17 protein-coding genes and 1 pseudogene are annotated in these 15,061 nt (G+C 53.0%); 9 read left to right on the top strand and 9 right to left on the bottom strand.

The annotated features are described in order from the left end of the window. Nucleotides 1-270: 270 nt before the first annotated feature. Complete coding sequence (gene serS / locus BW974_RS21830; RefSeq protein ID WP_076432964.1) at nucleotides 271-1,548, bottom strand: serine--tRNA ligase; 1,278 nt, start codon at nucleotides 1,546-1,548, stop codon at nucleotides 271-273. A gap of 345 nt (nucleotides 1,549-1,893) precedes the next feature. Next, entirely contained in the window at nucleotides 1,894-2,091 is a 198-nt protein-coding gene (locus BW974_RS27080; protein WP_281247731.1) for a thermonuclease family protein, read from the bottom strand. A 60-nt stretch (nucleotides 2,092-2,151) separates the two neighbouring features. Between BW974_RS27080 and BW974_RS25100 the strand changes: the two genes are divergently transcribed. From BW974_RS25100 to BW974_RS21815, 3 genes are all read left to right on the top strand, one after another. After that, nucleotides 2,152-2,373, top strand: a complete 222-nt coding sequence (locus BW974_RS25100; protein WP_139328987.1) for a hypothetical protein — start codon at nucleotides 2,152-2,154, stop codon at nucleotides 2,371-2,373. A gap of 376 nt (nucleotides 2,374-2,749) precedes the next feature. Beyond that, nucleotides 2,750-4,135: a hemolysin family protein gene (locus tag BW974_RS21820; protein WP_076432962.1), complete on the top strand. Its 1,386-nt coding sequence runs from the start codon at nucleotides 2,750-2,752 to the stop codon at nucleotides 4,133-4,135. A 197-nt stretch (nucleotides 4,136-4,332) separates the two neighbouring features. Next, nucleotides 4,333-4,980, top strand: coding sequence for a Dph6-related ATP pyrophosphatase (locus BW974_RS21815; protein WP_076432960.1), 648 nt, complete (start codon nucleotides 4,333-4,335; stop codon nucleotides 4,978-4,980). Nucleotides 4,981-5,060: 80 nt separating this feature from the next. Here BW974_RS21815 and BW974_RS21810 read toward each other — a convergent pair whose 3' ends face one another. From BW974_RS21810 to BW974_RS21800, 3 genes are all read right to left on the bottom strand, one after another. After that, a complete protein-coding gene (locus tag BW974_RS21810; protein ID WP_139328986.1) occupies nucleotides 5,061-6,389 on the bottom strand; it encodes a twin-arginine translocation signal domain-containing protein in 1,329 nt (442 codons plus the stop codon). Nucleotides 6,390-6,655: 266 nt separating this feature from the next. Then, nucleotides 6,656-6,895 carry a hypothetical protein gene (locus BW974_RS21805; RefSeq protein WP_076432958.1) on the bottom strand — a complete coding sequence of 80 codons (240 nt, stop codon included), beginning with the start codon at nucleotides 6,893-6,895 and terminating at the stop codon, nucleotides 6,656-6,658. A gap of 611 nt (nucleotides 6,896-7,506) precedes the next feature. Continuing rightward, entirely contained in the window at nucleotides 7,507-8,292 is a 786-nt protein-coding gene (locus tag BW974_RS21800) for a YihY/virulence factor BrkB family protein (RefSeq protein WP_076432956.1), read from the bottom strand. Between the two features lie 462 nt (nucleotides 8,293-8,754). On the opposite strand from BW974_RS21800, the gene BW974_RS25985 reads away from it, so the two are divergent. Continuing rightward, entirely contained in the window at nucleotides 8,755-8,895 is a 141-nt protein-coding gene (locus BW974_RS25985) for a hypothetical protein (protein ID WP_175609783.1), read from the top strand. A 137-nt stretch (nucleotides 8,896-9,032) separates the two neighbouring features. On the opposite strand, the pseudogene BW974_RS27330 reads toward BW974_RS25985, so the two are convergent. Further along, nucleotides 9,033-9,218 (bottom strand): annotated as a pseudogene (locus BW974_RS27330) (site-specific integrase); the annotation flags it as partial. 76 nt (nucleotides 9,219-9,294) lie between these two features. After that, nucleotides 9,295-9,597, bottom strand: coding sequence for a DUF8160 family protein (locus tag BW974_RS21795; protein WP_076432954.1), 303 nt, complete (start codon nucleotides 9,595-9,597; stop codon nucleotides 9,295-9,297). 185 nt (nucleotides 9,598-9,782) lie between these two features. Here BW974_RS21795 and BW974_RS21790 point away from each other — a divergent pair, with 185 nt between their 5' ends. Both BW974_RS21790 and BW974_RS21785 read left to right on the top strand, forming a co-directional pair. Then, nucleotides 9,783-10,454, top strand: a complete 672-nt coding sequence (locus BW974_RS21790; RefSeq protein ID WP_076432952.1) for a hypothetical protein — start codon at nucleotides 9,783-9,785, stop codon at nucleotides 10,452-10,454. Nucleotides 10,455-11,543: 1,089 nt separating this feature from the next. Then, the gene (locus BW974_RS21785; protein ID WP_076432950.1) at nucleotides 11,544-11,882 is read left to right on the top strand and encodes a DUF7344 domain-containing protein; all 339 of its coding nucleotides are present in this window, start codon (nucleotides 11,544-11,546) and stop codon (nucleotides 11,880-11,882) included. Between the two features lie 103 nt (nucleotides 11,883-11,985). Here BW974_RS21785 and BW974_RS21780 read toward each other — a convergent pair whose 3' ends face one another. Continuing rightward, on the bottom strand, nucleotides 11,986-12,477 hold the full coding sequence (locus BW974_RS21780; RefSeq protein ID WP_076432947.1) for an Lrp/AsnC family transcriptional regulator: 492 nt from the start codon (nucleotides 12,475-12,477) through the stop codon (nucleotides 11,986-11,988). Nucleotides 12,478-12,507: 30 nt separating this feature from the next. Between BW974_RS21780 and BW974_RS27585 the strand changes: the two genes are divergently transcribed. Both BW974_RS27585 and BW974_RS21770 read left to right on the top strand, forming a co-directional pair. Beyond that, nucleotides 12,508-12,951 (top strand): DUF7344 domain-containing protein, encoded by a 444-nt coding sequence (locus BW974_RS27585; RefSeq protein WP_449267261.1) that lies wholly within the window; start codon nucleotides 12,508-12,510, stop codon nucleotides 12,949-12,951. Nucleotides 12,952-13,432: 481 nt separating this feature from the next. Next, nucleotides 13,433-14,272, top strand: a complete 840-nt coding sequence (locus BW974_RS21770; protein WP_175609782.1) for a TrmB family transcriptional regulator — start codon at nucleotides 13,433-13,435, stop codon at nucleotides 14,270-14,272. Nucleotides 14,273-14,297: 25 nt separating this feature from the next. On the opposite strand, the gene BW974_RS27325 is transcribed toward BW974_RS21770, so the two are convergent. Next, nucleotides 14,298-14,501: a HalOD1 output domain-containing protein gene (locus BW974_RS27325; RefSeq protein WP_175609781.1), complete on the bottom strand. Its 204-nt coding sequence runs from the start codon at nucleotides 14,499-14,501 to the stop codon at nucleotides 14,298-14,300. Nucleotides 14,502-14,703: 202 nt separating this feature from the next. Here BW974_RS27325 and BW974_RS21765 point away from each other — a divergent pair, with 202 nt between their 5' ends. Beyond that, the gene (locus BW974_RS21765) at nucleotides 14,704-15,060 is read left to right on the top strand and encodes a DdfA family disk-determining factor (protein WP_076432945.1); all 357 of its coding nucleotides are present in this window, start codon (nucleotides 14,704-14,706) and stop codon (nucleotides 15,058-15,060) included. Nucleotide 15,061: the final 1 nt, after the last annotated feature.

The following is a 15,061-nucleotide window of genomic DNA, read 5'->3' as shown; positions in this document are numbered from 1 at the left end:
CCACCAATCTTCGACCCACGAGCGCACGATCGATTGTGAGGAGAATGACTGCCAGAACGGCCACAAAGATTGACGCCGGTTGGTTGTCGAACGCTATGCTCTGTCGGTAGCAACTGGTCTTTCCCGCCAATGGTCCTTCACTCAAGACCGGGTGTGCCCACGTCTGCTTAGTGCAACAGGCGGCAGTGGCACCGAAACCAGCCATCTAAAGGAATCTACTGTTGTACAATTGGTATAAAAACTAGTTCAGATAAAAACGCTCCGAGCGACTCACCCCCTCGATTGAACCTCGATGACCTCCTTCCCGAGATACTCGTGCAGTGGCGTAGGGAGGACGATGCCCTCATTCGTCTGATTGTTCTCCACTATTGCTGTGATAATCCGCTGGGGAACCAGAGCCGTGGCGTTGAGCGTATGCACCGTCTCATTCTCCTCACCTGGCCGCCGAATACGTGCATTCAGCTTTCGGGCTTGATACGAGGTGCAATTCGAACACGAAACGACCTCGCCATACTCCTGCAGTGGTGGTCGCCACACCTCGATATCGAATTTCTTTGCTGCCGTGTCGCCAAGATCGCCCGTGCAGACGTTGACCACTCGATACGGGAGGTCAAGTGCCTGCATCACAGCCTCCGCGTTCTCCAACAGTTCACCATGAATTTCCCACGAATCCGCAGGGTCGGCGAAAATGAACTGTTCGATTTTCTCGAACTGATGCACTCGCCACAGACCACGGGTTTGGGTACCGTGTTTGCCTGCTTCGCGGCGGAAGTTCGTCGAGAATCCCGCGTATTTCAGTGGCAAGTCACCTGCTTCCAGGATCTCGTCATACTGAAGGGCCGCAAGTGGCTGCTCAGCGGTTGCAATTAGATATCGATCGTGGCGCTCCAGTTTGTACAGCTGTTCCCGAAAATCGTCGAGTTCTGCTGCGGCCTCCATCGGTGCCTCGTTCAGATAGTACGGCGTCTGAACTGGCAAGTAGTCCTGCTCGACGAGTAGATCCATCGCGAACTGTTGGAGTGCCCAGGCGAGGCGGACGAGATCGCCTTTGAGATAGTAGGCGCGCTCACCAGCGACTTCGACTGCTTTTTCGGTTTCCACGAGATTGTTCCGCTCAAGTAGCTCAGCACCGAGCACTGCATCGTCTTTCTTTCCCTCCGTGGGCTCCCAGTGTTCCACTGGGACGTTATCATTCTCATTCGTGCCATCGGGAACCGATTCATGCACGAGATTGCCAATCTCATACCGGAGGTCGTTTCGTTCCGACCGGAGTGTTGCTTCTCGTTCCTCGAGATCATCAATTGTCGCGTTCAACTCCGCAACTCGCGCAATCGCCTCAGATGCGTCCTCTCCAGCCTGTTTTTTCGCTCCAATTTCATCCGTGATGGTGTTTTTCTCGTGGCGAAGACCGTCCAATCGATGGTGTGTCTCGCGCCATTGTTGATCGAGCTCGCGAACGGTGTCGACTCGGTTTGGATCCTTGCCTCGTCGTTTTTCACTTGCTTTGATCGTTTCTGGGGCGTCCCGGAAGAGGGCAATATCAAGCATGGGGTGTCACTGGAACACTCCAGGCTGATACTCGTTGTCTATGGGTTGATTCGGTGTATTGCGTTCAGTGTACTGCATACGTCGTAGTTGGTGGTGGTTTGGGGGCTGATGACTCTCTGTGAATACAAGCGAGGAAGCGAGGGAGCACCGAGCGCCGACGTGTTGAGTTATGCCCAACCGACTGCAGCAGCACTGTCTACTTCCCAAAACGAGGACTGAGATCGAGACCGGGAAGTAGACTCCATATCATGTAGCGACACTTGCGGACACTTATAATTTTGTGAGATATATTGGCTAGGCTACGCTCACCCATTGCCCAGCTGGTTCGCTGATCAAGTAATTCTACTAGCCAGTATCGGTGGTAGTGCTCCAGAGGCCGTAGCCGCCGTGCTTGGCCGCCTGTTGCTTTCGCTCAAACTCCGCTCGCTTGCTAAACTCGCCGTCTGCCACCCGTGCATATCCAGTACGGAGCAACTGGGTGTTGTACAGCCAATTGCCCGTATAGACGTACAGGTGTAGCGGCTGCGGCGGGGCGCTGCACATCAAGGAGATCGCTGGCGAATGACGGGCGACCGGTGCCCGGAGTGCGGCGACGAGGTGGTGGTGACAGTGATCCGTGGGCCGACGTCGGTCGTCTGTCTGCGGTGTGGGGACGAGAGTGCCGAGGAAACACAGGTCCGCGTCGATGGTGCCTATGCTGGCCCTCGGCGAGTAGCTCACGCGGTTCCTCGTGGCTGCGAGCGACGACTGACCACGGTCGTCCGTGCTGACGTACTCGGCCCCCTCTCTCACTTCCCACGGGTGTGGTGGCTCGTAGTTGTTTAACTAGTTCTCGCGATAACGGTTAGATACGAGCGGCGTTTTCCGTGCGTTCCTGTGTTCACAGTCGATTCTGTTTTGGAGACAGCACTGGCTGTTGGCCATTTATAGACGTAGTATACTAATGCCAGATGTACCATAGTCGGCCTTCCTCCGTTGCTTCTCCTCGACTGCGACCTGCGGAGAGTCGTCGCTGAAAGGGCAGCGAACGCGTGGAGGCACCCACGCACCGTAGTCCTCTCCACGGCCGCGAATCTCTATTTTACTTACAGTAGGCGTTCAGCAAGCGCTCGCTGTTGGTACGGGAAATGAGGACGGCCTAACTGATTGGCTCCGGCGTGTCGAGCGCGAATTCATAGATGGTTTTAGTCGATGGAACGAGATGCATGAATATGAACACGCTACAATCGAACGGCAGTACGTTCCGGGGGTACCGATGGTAAACGTCGCGCTCTCAGCGGCACAAATCGTCTTAGCGCTGTTTCTCGTGGTGCTCAACGGCTTTTTTGTCGCAGCAGAGTTCGCCTTCGTTCGGATTCGGGGAACGTCGGTTGACCAACTCGTTGAGGAGGGGCGACCCGGCTCGGGAACGCTCCAAGAAGTGATGACGAACCTCGACAACTACCTCGCCACGACGCAACTCGGTATCACCATCGCCTCGCTCGGGTTGGGATGGGTCGGCGAACCCGCCGTGGCGGCGCTCATCGAACCCGTACTGGAACCGGTTCTCCCCGCGAATCTCATCCATCTCGTCGCGTTCGCAATCGGCTTTAGTGTCATCACGTTTCTCCACGTCGTCTTCGGTGAACTCGCGCCGAAGACGCTCGCAATCGCCCAGACCGAGCGACTCTCGCTGTTCCTCGCCCCGCCAATGAAGTTCTTCTATTACATACTCTATCCGGGAATTGTCGTCTTCAACGGGGCAGCTAATGCGTTCACGCGGTCGCTCGGTGTGCCGCCCGCGTCCGAAACGGATGAGACACTCGGCGAGCAGGAACTCCTTCGGGTATTAACACGGTCGGGCGAGGGCGGGGACATCGACGTGGCAGAAGTGACGATGATCGAACGCGTCTTTGATCTTGACGACACCGTAGTGCGGGAGGTCATGGTCCCACGGCCGGACGTGGTGAGCGTTCCGGCGGATGCCACGCTCTCCGAACTTCATTCGATCGTCTTAGAGGCTGGTCACACGCGCTATCCGGTTCTTGATGCAAACGACGGTGACCAAGTGATTGGATTCGTCGATGTCAAGGACGTGTTGCGAGCAGAGGTGGACGATGGGGATGCCGAGCGAGTCGATGACATCGCCCGCGAGATTCTCATCGTCCCGGAGACGATGGCAATTAGCGATCTCCTGATACAGTTCAGGGAGGATCGCCAGCAGATGGCCGCAGTCATCGACGAGTGGGGGGCGTTCGAGGGGATTGCGACGGTCGAAGACATCGTTGAGGCCCTCGTCGGGGACCTTCGAGACGGGTTTGATCTCGATGAGCGCGAACATTCGATACGCCAGCGTGACGATGGGGGGTACGACATTGACGGCGGAGTCCCGTTGTCGAAAGTTTCCGACGCCCTCGATGGCGACTTCGATAGCGAAGCGGTCGAAACGATCGGTGGGCTGGTGCTGGGACAACTCAACCGCGCGCCGGAACGCGGCGACCGCGTCGAGATCGACGGTCACGTCGTTGAGGTAACGAGCGTCGAGGGGACCCGAATTTCGACGGTATGGGTCCACGGAAGAGATATCGACGATCCAGAAGTAGCCTGATAGGGATTAGCGTTGATCCTCATACCTTTCCAGTGTAGCAGATCACAAATCTGTTGAAATCGGCGTGTAAGACTTAGAGGATGTATCCAGCACTTCTGACCTCTCGGATTAGAAGTGTCAACAGTACCCTAAGCCCCGCCGATCACGGCACCCGTGAGCAAAGGGTATTTGATGCGACTCGGCTATGCAGTGACTGAATGAAACGATTCTGCTCGTGGGGCGGCGGAAAGGATAGCTATCTCGCCTGGGTTCGGGCCAGCGAGGCAGATTCTCCATTACCGTTGCTTACGATGGTCGTCAGCGGAAACGACTCAACGCACCAATCGTATGGCGAAGTCGTACAACGACAGGCGATGGCGCTTGAAATACCCCTGGTATCGGAGTCAGTGAGTTGGGAAAGTTATGAAGATCGCTTCAAAGATACTGTAGGTGAGCTCGGCGCGGATTTCGGAGTCTTCGGAACCATCGACGTCGAGGAGCACCGCTCCTGGGTGAAGTCCACGTGTTCAACCTTGGACGTGACACCAAAGTTTCCGTTATGGGGCGAGGATCCCGTAGACCTGTACTACGAAATCCTCGACCGCGGGTGGGAAGTTCGAATCGTCAAGCTTGACGCCACTCGCATCGATGAACGCTGGCTCGGCGAACCGCTCGATACTGATTTCTTGGAATTCCTGTTGGACAACTCGGTTCATCCGATGGGTGAACATGGCGAGTACCAAACCCTCGTCCTCGACGGGCCGGGATTCAACCGACGGGTTCCGGTCGAAATTACTGGGTCAAGTTCTCTGGGAGACTATCGTATCGCCCAACTAGACGTCGGTGAGGTGGGAGAGAACCGCTAACTCCCGGTGCAAGAACTGGGGATGTAGTATCAAGAGTTTCAACAGGAGCACCGCGACTATCTCTCCAAGACCGCCCGCAACTACGCGACCGACCGCCCATTCACGCTGATATTCTTTGCGACGTCCGGCCACCCACGAAACAGCGCGCCTCGAGTTCCCCGCCAGCCCTCCGTCCGCACAGCAAATCCGTTGACTGTGCACTGATTGACCGCATCATCAACGACTAACGCTAATTGCGGCTGCTTGTGGATCTCAATGTGAATGTTGTTGAGCGTTGCCTGCTCCATCGCATGCTGCACCGTTACCGACCATCCAGTCGGGAGAAGCTGTTTGATTCGTACATTCTCGACCGTGCAACTCCCCCCGTCTAACCGAATCGGGCGCTGTTCGAAGTAAAAGTCCGTCTTCTCGAAATTCGAGTCAGTCACCACCGTACAGCCCGCAATCCGACAGTCGGTCCCCGAAATTCGAATGTTCGACGGGTGGGAATTTGCCGCAACACAGTTGAGGATTTCAACGGTCTGCTCTGGCCCACCGGCCAGATAGAAGCCATTGTCCGGCCAACCACCGCACATGCATTGCTGCACCCGAAGATGGCCTTTCGCCTCAGGATGGGTCGTGATGCCGCTCGTTGCCCACGACCGACCTTTCTCCGTGCCGCCACCCGACCGCTCATCCCGTGTGTTAATGGTGAATTGGTAGCTCTTCCCGCCGAACCGCAAGTCAACCCCGCGCACAATCGCGTTCGATTCCGGGCCATGGCAGTCAACGCGAAACGGCCCTTGGCAGCCAAGACTGTGAATTCCCTGCTGGCGGACGTTTTCGATGACAGAGGTGCCATCTGTATGGTGATTGAGGATCTGTATCCCCGAGTTTGGCCGTCGCCAGTCGGCAATGAACCCGCCAAACACGAATTTACCCTTGTGTGGGTTGTCGGGAATACCGATTTTGAAGTGTTGTGCTGGCCCCGTGAACTCGCCGTTCGTCACCTCGAACCCGTCAATAGCTTCGACAGTACCATGGCGCAGAACCGCGCCCTGACCGATGATCCCAAGATTTCGCAGTCCGACGCGACGAACTTGCGAATTCATTTTGTAGGTTCCCTGCGGGAATACGAGCAGCGTGTCGCTGCCGATTTCGCGTTGAATGACGGGACTCACGTCTTCGTTCCCCGTGGGATCGGCTCCCGCCTCCACCATATTGACGACGTTTGTGAACCCGCTCGCGTACTGATTTGGGTCGCTGACGGGCGCGGGAAGTCCGACTGTGCGATTTTGCGTCTCGTTTGTGGCGTTGCCGGTGTTGTCACTGCCGGTGTCTCCGGCGGAGAATCCGCCCATGCCGCAGCCCGCGAGGGCGGAACTTATGCCGACTGTTGTGGTTGCTTTGAGGAATGATCGACGGTTCATATGAAATTGTCACTCCGTTAATTCAGATATGCAATAATACCAACGTAACTAGGATAAAGATTGGGGGCTAACCCTCACGAGAGGGTAGAGAGTTTGTCGATATTGTCAAGATAAGTCCGTCACTGACGCCTGTGCACACGCTAAATCCGTATCAATCATATCATGACGGGTCGCGAACACCTTTGACGAGCATGGTTACGGTGCGTTTCTCGTCATTACAATGCTTGGCTTTACACTCTCCTGCTCTTATGAGCGAATGCTACCGATCACGTGCGAGCTGTACCGGGCACGAGATCCCAGACCTTCTCCGTCGCGACGTACTCCCCGTCCTGCTTTTCGATGTATCCCTCTGCAAGCGCCTCGGCTATCGAATCATCGATATCGCCGTCAAAGCGACCATGCTGGGTTGCAATCACACCAATGTGGTCGCGATCAATTGTCGCACGGTTTTGCCCGCCCGTATTATGCTCGATTATCCGAGCGACTATTGCGGCATTCTCGCTCATGGCAAATGGTAGTGTCTGGATTACGTTAAATCGGTGGGCGATAGAACTAGAAAATCCAAGATCAGACTAGTAGGTGCGGACCGCGAAGCTAACACCTGCTGAACGCTGACAATCGCTTTAGTTTCTCACAAATCATACTCCTTTCATACTAGATTAAGACGAGAGAGGGATGACGATTCAGTAGTATGAGTGGCCTTTCCATCCGTCGGTATGAGCCAAGAGACTCTGAACGAGTGCACGAACTCCACGAAAAGACAATGCGAAAGGAAGGAACATATATCGAGGATATCCCTGACACTGATTTAGACCACAAGATCGACGAACTGCTCGCTTCATAAACTGGATTAATTAGACAGTCCTCCCTATTTCAGCCAGTATAGTTATTCTGAGGGCTTCTACCGATCCGAGCCGTTGACCGAGTATACCGACGCGTAGCCACGACCGAAGCAGTGTTGACAGCACTGCATACCTAAATTGTGGATGTTGCTGGGCTGAATCGTAGCAACGCCTGTCCTCTAACTATTGCACCAGTCGAACGATTTGCAGATCATGCTGTGAGCCTAAAAAAACGTCCCAGTCAGGATATTATCTCTGTTGTATCCCCATCTCCATCATGCTCGACCGGCCAACACGGCATTTACAACGGCTCCAAGTAGGAGAATAAACATACTCGAATACAACCAAATAAGCATCGAGAGGACGACGCCAAGTACTCCATATGCTTCCAAGGTGAGTGTGTAGGCAGCATACACCTGAAAGAGGATATGAAAAATCAGCCACCCGATGGCAGCCGCAACGGTTCCTGGCAGCACTTCGCGGACAGTTACCTCGAGACTTGGAAAGACATAGTAGAGTGGAAAGAAGACAATGATGAGGACAACAACGAACAGAACAGCATTAAGAATACGAACAAGTGGTTCCCAAGGGAAAACTGCAATAAGTGTTCCGAGAGTGATTGCCATAAGTAGCGCAAGGCTGATCACAAGAGCAGCAATAATGCCACTTCTGAACTGGTTTTGAATTGACTTATGTGTTGACGTGTTGTAAATCGTTGCAAAGGCAATATCAAGTCCGCGGAAAATCCGGAGCAGACTCCAAAGTAATGCGCCGATGCCAAGCACAAGTACTCCCGTATGAGTAGATGCCCCCAGGATTGTTTCTGCGAGCAATGCCCTTGCACGCGGTGTGAGATATGGTTGAGTAAAATCAACAAGGTACGCTACACTGGCTTCGCCACCAACTGCAGAGATTACGATGAGCAAAAATATCAGCAGAGGGATTAATAATAGAAATGCGTGATATGCAAGGCTTCCGGCCAAAAATGGAAGGTAGCTACTATTCGCGTGGCGGACGATCTGGCGAAAGATCGTAGCGACGGAATTGATCGTCCGCCTCATGAATTAAAAAGGGGACAGATACTATGAATCTTCTGTGAGAATACTATCTCGCTCAAGTTCTTAGTTACCATCTAGGAGCAAACTTGGTAAAGCTATCGTGAAAATGACGAGTGATCAAGGATTTGCTCGAAGTAGACGATGAAAATTTGAAATAAAACCCCAAATTAGTATACTAGCCTGCTACCACCGACATGGCGTGGTTCCAAACGTACCCGTCAATTCGGACTAAGGCTTGAGTACGCGCCGCACATAGTTTGATAGGGAAGTACCGGGGCGGGCCACTTCTACTTATGAAATCAGGCATCAGAAGAGCAATCGGCCCACGATGGACGGTCACACTGCTTAGCACCCTTGGTAGTCCCACAATCCTCTCCAAAGAAAGTGGAAATGGAGACGGTTTCCCCGGTGGGGGGGCTGGTATAGCTCCAACTCAAAATGGAGACAGTGGCGCTGAGTCGGACAATGCAGTGGCAGTGCAGGCCAACGCCCAGAGCAACGAAAAACGTCCAGTACGCCGAATCCAACGCACAGAACTTCAACGAGCAGGTTCAGGACGGTGACGACAACGGTAACGGTGGCGGTCCACCGCCAATTGGTGTCTAATCACGGCAATCCACATTTTCGTGTGGATCTCGAGTGTCATTACCGCTTATAATGGAAGGCAGTACTGCGGAATGACGCCGTAAGGATATCTGTTAAAGAAATTCAGGAGTAGTGATTCTCGGCCTTTGATCGGCCGTTCACAGCTCAACGGCACTCATCGATTCAATAATATTCGCTTCCGTGGGCGCAGCGAGATATGGCTCAATCGCGTCATAGCTTGACCAGCCACCGAGCGCTATCACAATGCGCGGTGGCACGTTCTCCTCAACAAGTACATGGTTCGCCCAACAGCGGCGTAAGGCGTGCGTCGAAACGTTAGTATGCAGTTCTAACCAGTAATACTCAAAACGTGGCTTTGTCAGTCGTCCATCTCAGTATAGACATGCTCGGCAGTGAGATTCACAAGCCGTGTTTGATGACTGCGGGATAGAAGTGGGCGTTCTTCTCGACGGCGTCCATCTGCACGTCAAATTCTCGCGACAGCTCTAGCTTGAATTCCTGATACCGATAGCCAAGCTCGTCTTTAACCGCTGGCGGCAAGTACATGTAGGTGTCAACCGGCTCCTCGTCTTCCGATTTGTGTGTTTCGTCCGTTTCGCTCGTTTCGCCTGTCTCGCTCTTTTTGTGCGCTTCGTCCGTGTCGTCTGTCTTTTCCTGCTGGCTCTGTTTGCGTTCCTCATGGTTGCGGCGCTTCTGGGCCATCCGATTCGCACGCTCGTCGTCGCGGGTGGTCGGGTTGGCATTGCTGAATCAATACATGGATGTAACAAGTAACGGCCATCGCGAGAGCTGGGAAGTTGTGGCGACGGTGCATCCTCTGACCAGCGGCGGCGACAGTTCTATAATCGATACAGCATTTTATGTTGTAATAGCAACTATCCACTGCTATGCTGCTTGGGATCTCATCAGGTCTATGGACACTATTCACGCTTCTTCTCGGTGGCTCACTGACCTTGATTGGCACGTTAATTGCGAACTGGAATCGGCGTAGCGTACAGAATCAGCAAGTAAGATCTGCACTGCAGAATGAAGTGAAACAGCTAGGTGCGCCACTGCAACGACTATACATCGTCGTATTGCTAGAGATAAATCCACAGTACAACATCCGTTCTGTACAAGAAGTTGATTTTGATGCAGTTGATGTAGAAGAACGTCAGCAAGAATTTAGGAGAAATATCGCCTCTATAGACGAGTCCTATGTGGAACGGGTTTTTTCAGCACACTACGATAATTTATTCTCGACAGATGTATATGAGGCGAACGTAGGCGATATCGGGATTTTTACACAATCTGAATCGGAAACCGTGATTTCATTCTATACTAGGCTTAATGGCATCTACACTCTCTTTGAGGACAACAACTTTGCGACAGACAGCGAGGATGGTGATGGTTCTGAACCAGGCCTTCCTGAACTGTACTCATTGAAATCGTTTCTAGAGTCAACACTGCAGGAACGAGAGGATTGCATTGAAGTTCTCGATAAAGGACGTGGCACGCTCTTGTTAGAGTCTGCTCAGAGAAAAATTAGGTTCATCTCGTCCATTTTCCGCGATAAGTAGCAACCATCACCACACTAGCAATGAGTCAGCGGCGCGTGGGACCGTCACGATACTCCTCCCGACCGAGCCAGACATTGTAGGTCCCGTCTTGTTCCGTTCCGTCCTCATTGCGTATTAGTTGTGAGTTTCGTGCAATATAGAGGTTGAGGACGGCGCTATCTAGAAATTGAATCGGCTAATTTCGGGCGTCCCATGGGTTGATGGCTGTTCTGGTTGCACGTTTGTGGATAAACGTGCAGTGGGAACATTCAGACACTGCAATGAAGCTCTCAAACCGTGTCCGTATGCTGTTGGTTCATCGAGCGACCGATCAGCACGAGTCCAATCGCGATCAACACGAATCCTAGTACCGATGGAACCAACCAAGAACTGCGCCAGTTACACCCGTCATACCATGAAAGGCTCATCGTGGCTACCTGAAGATCGAGTATCCGAGCTTGGCTGAAATCAATCCCAAGAAAATCAGGCGCGGACTCTGGACATGCCCCTAATGTACCGCTTCCAGTGAATATCGTCAACGGCAGCAGTACGACGCCAAGCGGAACAAGGATGAACCCAATACGCCGGGACGGAAGACTCGACATGTTCGGATCGATGGAGTTCTGCCACTAAAGCCTCCGGTAAGTTCAAACTCAATTTTCAGTCACTCTCAACACCGGATTCCCGGAGCACATTTTTACAGTCATTAGCGGGCCGCCTGCCAGCAGAACACGTCCACGACAACAGCCTAACCTCTCTCATTCGTCGCGCTAGTCGGAATCGAACATTTACTACTCCCGCTTTTTACACTAAGCAGATGTGGACATACCATCACGTGCAGTCGCGTTGCAAACGACAGTGCGTCAAATGGGAGACCCACGAGACCAACCCATACTGTGAGTAACTGAGTGAATTCCCACCCCCTTTATCTGTCTCAGACCCCGAGTATAACGTACGGAATTGACAACTCTACGTTTGTACCCCGATACTGGAGGGGTCGCTTGAACCGGGATCACCGGCACTGATGGGTTTTCCTCGTTTTTCTTCGCGTGAGGTGTCACGCGGAACGCTCACAGAGTTCAACCGTTCCGCAATACCAGTCCGATACCCATGCCACACTCCACTCCAACGTCACTTGACGTTCTACTCGACGCGCTCAGCAACGTCCATCGCCGCCGTATCCTGCTCGCGGTCGCAGACCACAATCCCCGTGATGAAGATGAGTTTACCCCAGATGAGGTTCCAACAGATACGATACCCGATGAGGACCTCGACTCACTAAAAACACGGTTGCATCACACGCATTTGCCCAAGTTAGCGGATGCAGGCTATATCGAGTGGGATCCAAAGACTGAAACGATTCGTCGCGGGCCAAATTTCGATGACGTTGCGCCACTCCTCACACTGATGACTGACCATGCAGACGAGTTACCTGACGACTGGCCGTAGCCCCCGAACGCCTCAGAATGAGGACAGAGAGACCGTTTTCCATTTCTCATAATTCGACTCAAGCCGAGTGCTACGTCACGCTCCGAATGTTCTCGTCTCTCAACTAGCTGTCCTGCTGCTCGTCAGCGAGATCCTCACTGAAATGGAAGTGATTGAATGGCTGAATATGCCGCGAGCGCATCATCTCGGAACTCTCGACGGTGAGCCCCGACTCGTGCAGCGTGTCCGTAATGCGCGTAATATCTTTCGTACTCGTGCCAACGACTTCCACATAGATATTTCTTCTACCGACGAGCATCTCACGGACATCAATTACACCCTGTATTTCGAGGAGGTGCTGGATGTATTCGGAACGCTCGGTTGCCGGTGCAGTACAGATGAACAACACACAGAGCGGGAGGTTCGCCGCTTCATAGTCGATTTCGGGATGGTAGCCCTTGATGATGCCATCCGCTTCGAGTGCTTCGATTCGGTTGCGCACCGTACTCGCAGAGGTACCGACCGTTTCAGCAATTTCTTGGGTGGTTGTATTGCGTGCGTCTCGCTGGAGGTGATAGAGAATACCACGATCGACGTTGTCGAGTCCTCGGCTCATACATCGGAGTAGACGGTCGGAACGTAAAGAATGTGTGAAAATGTGAGTGACAACTACACGGTTTCTATCCCGTCGTGTCACTCAGTTACTCAAACAACAAGTATTGTGGAAAATGTATGGTGTTTAACCCGATACAAGGTAGTAAGGGAAGTGAAGACCATGCTACTCAATGACAAACTTTCAGTGCTAGCAAGTAGTGAGAGACGACAGCTTCTCCACGCACTCACAAACGGCCCTGCGTCTGATACTCCCACCGTGTCCCCAACCACTGTGGCGACAGAAGATGGCGACCGCGAGCACGTAATTGCACTACATCATATCCATCTGCCGCGATTAGAAGATCATGACCTTGTGACGTGGGATCAGAAGACAGACACAGTGACAAAAGGACCACAATTCGACGAGATCGAACCCCTCCTCACAGATCTCACAGAGAAGTATAGCACACAGTCCATCAGTGAACTACCGGACTAATGCATTCGAAACTGCCACGTGGGTGGCAGTCTGGTACGGAGTAGCGAATGGTTGGGACCCAGCCGACCTCCGTACCACTTGGGTCTTTGCGCTCGTCCTGTATAATCTTACTGTGAGTATTCGAGTTACTGATTGATTTCAGAATGCCAAATATAGAAATATATGTTTCTACCGGCTGCTTTCGTCGAACATGCTCTCTCGAGGCAGTTCGTCTTGCTGTGAAATCCGCAATTTGACATGGAACTGATTGCGAATTCGTGAGTCAATTAGTGTGATTATCCGAGTGAATCGCATGATTGTTGGTAAATGAGCAATATGGCAGTTTAGGAATGAGTGCCTTTGATACGTCTCGACAATCATTCTCACTGTATGGGAGACAGTGCTGTCGGACAAGCGCGGTGGCTTCGACACGGACTGTCTTGTGAGCGACGCCAGAACATAATGACTACCCCGGAATGTTTGGGGAAAATGGTTGGGACCCATGAAGGACATATCTAATCAACAGCAATCGGTCGACTTGTTACAGCAACTCGGATTGAAAGAATACGAAGCACGCTGCATGGTGGCCTTAGCACGCCTTCCAAAGGGGACAGCAAAAGAGATTAGCGAGATCTCTGAAGTCCCCCGAACACGTGTGTATGATGCGATTCGCGTGTTAGAGACGAAAGGATTGGTTGAGATCCAACACTCGAATCCCCAGCAATTTCGCACCGTGCCGATCAAGGAAGCTGCCGAGACACTGCGCCAGGAGTACGAATCGCGGACGGAGACACTTGCTGAGGCGATGGCCGCGATCGAGCCTGCAGAATCGAACGGTGGTGATGAGGGAATCACCCACGAAGTCTGGGCACTCTCGGGCACTACTGCGATTACGAATCGCACCCAGCAACTCATCGATGCCGCTGGACGAGAAATCGTGCTCATTATCGGGCGAGATGAGGTTGTCACCGACAAGTTGCTCGACCAACTTCAACAAGCGCTGGACACCGGGCTTGATGTCCTGGTTGGCACCCAAACTGAGGACATTCGTGAGCAGATTGCAGAGGCGTTGCCCGACGCGGAAGTATTCGTCTCTGGGTTGGAGTGGTTGGATAGTTCGCCACTCGAAGTTGACGACGACACGACAATCAGCCGATTGCTGTTGATCGACAAGAACACGATTCTCGTGAGCTCGGTGCATGAGACGGATACCGGTGGGATTGAGACAGAAAAGGCGGTGTTTGGTCGGGGGTTCGACAATGGGATTGTGGTGATTGCTCGACGACTGATGGCGACAGGATTACCACCGCGACACGATCCTGATACGACTGTGGAGGATTAGTCTTCGGTGATAGCAGCAGGAGTTCTTAAGCGGGAGCAACGTGAACGGTGCCAGTGCTATGGAGAGTGACGGAGTAGCCAGTGTAGGTGAAGGAGATCAACGCAGTCGTATCGGTGGTCCGTGCCAGTGCTGGTGCAATCAGCGCATCGAAGGCTTCGGGATCACTCCACTCGTAGAGTGGACTGAGCTCCTGATGGTCGGAATATGCCGTGGGCCAAATTGGTACCACCCCCGCAGCATTTCATAGTGATCAATAGCCGGTTTTTAGCCAGAGATTTATGTGACTGGCACGTAGTCCTCTTCGACGAAGAAGCAAGGACGCACTGTGTGTCTGTTTCCAGTTGCGGCGGAAGCAAACCTTTCAGATCGAATCTGGCTGTTTCACATGGCGGATGTGGGGCGCATCATAGAGTTTCTACTTCTCTCTCACCATGACGAATCATACATCCCCCAATGACGAGAATCGTGATGAGTCAGACGATGACGCCTACGAGACGGAGTTTGATCCACTCACGGACACCGTCAGTGAAGAACTCATCAAAGCTGTTGCAACACTCAATGACGCCGATCCTGCCGAGTTGGCGCTCCTCGCGGAGTTCATCGATCCGGATGCCCTTGATGCACTGTTCGGGCCACGACCCAATGATACACCGCGTGACACCGATGGGCGTGTCGTGTTCAAGTACGACGCGTATCACGTCAGGATCGACAGCAGTGGCAAGATTAGTTTGCACCGCACCGAGGCTGAGACAGACAGCGAACGCTCATTGAGTGACGACGACGAGTAGA

The organism is Haladaptatus litoreus (assembly GCF_900156425.1).
Classification (GTDB): domain Archaea; phylum Halobacteriota; class Halobacteria; order Halobacteriales; family Haladaptataceae; genus Haladaptatus; species Haladaptatus litoreus.
This window is presented reverse-complemented; position numbering and strand designations above follow the sequence as displayed.

Bases quoted from the DNA above. Each gene is read 5' to 3' on its own strand.
- serS (WP_076432964.1), bottom strand. From the start codon at position 1,548: ATGCTTGATATTGCCCTCTTCCGGGACGCCCCAGAAACGATCAAAGCA.
- BW974_RS27080 (WP_281247731.1), bottom strand. From the start codon at position 2,091: ATGTGCAGCGCCCCGCCGCAGCCGCTACACCTGTACGTCTATACGGGC.
- BW974_RS21820 (WP_076432962.1), top strand. From the start codon at position 2,750: ATGCATGAATATGAACACGCTACAATCGAACGGCAGTACGTTCCGGGG.
- BW974_RS21815 (WP_076432960.1), top strand. From the start codon at position 4,333: ATGAAACGATTCTGCTCGTGGGGCGGCGGAAAGGATAGCTATCTCGCC.
- BW974_RS21810 (WP_139328986.1), bottom strand. From the start codon at position 6,389: ATGAACCGTCGATCATTCCTCAAAGCAACCACAACAGTCGGCATAAGT.
- BW974_RS21805 (WP_076432958.1), bottom strand. From the start codon at position 6,895: ATGAGCGAGAATGCCGCAATAGTCGCTCGGATAATCGAGCATAATACG.
- BW974_RS21800 (WP_076432956.1), bottom strand. From the start codon at position 8,292: ATGAGGCGGACGATCAATTCCGTCGCTACGATCTTTCGCCAGATCGTC.
- BW974_RS25985 (WP_175609783.1), top strand. From the start codon at position 8,755: ATGCAGTGGCAGTGCAGGCCAACGCCCAGAGCAACGAAAAACGTCCAG.
- BW974_RS21795 (WP_076432954.1), bottom strand. From the start codon at position 9,597: ATGGCCCAGAAGCGCCGCAACCATGAGGAACGCAAACAGAGCCAGCAG.
- BW974_RS21790 (WP_076432952.1), top strand. From the start codon at position 9,783: ATGCTGCTTGGGATCTCATCAGGTCTATGGACACTATTCACGCTTCTT.
- BW974_RS21785 (WP_076432950.1), top strand. From the start codon at position 11,544: ATGCCACACTCCACTCCAACGTCACTTGACGTTCTACTCGACGCGCTC.
- BW974_RS21780 (WP_076432947.1), bottom strand. From the start codon at position 12,477: ATGAGCCGAGGACTCGACAACGTCGATCGTGGTATTCTCTATCACCTC.
- BW974_RS27585 (WP_449267261.1), top strand. From the start codon at position 12,508: ATGTGTGAAAATGTGAGTGACAACTACACGGTTTCTATCCCGTCGTGT.
- BW974_RS21770 (WP_175609782.1), top strand. From the start codon at position 13,433: ATGAAGGACATATCTAATCAACAGCAATCGGTCGACTTGTTACAGCAA.
- BW974_RS21765 (WP_076432945.1), top strand. From the start codon at position 14,704: ATGACGAATCATACATCCCCCAATGACGAGAATCGTGATGAGTCAGAC.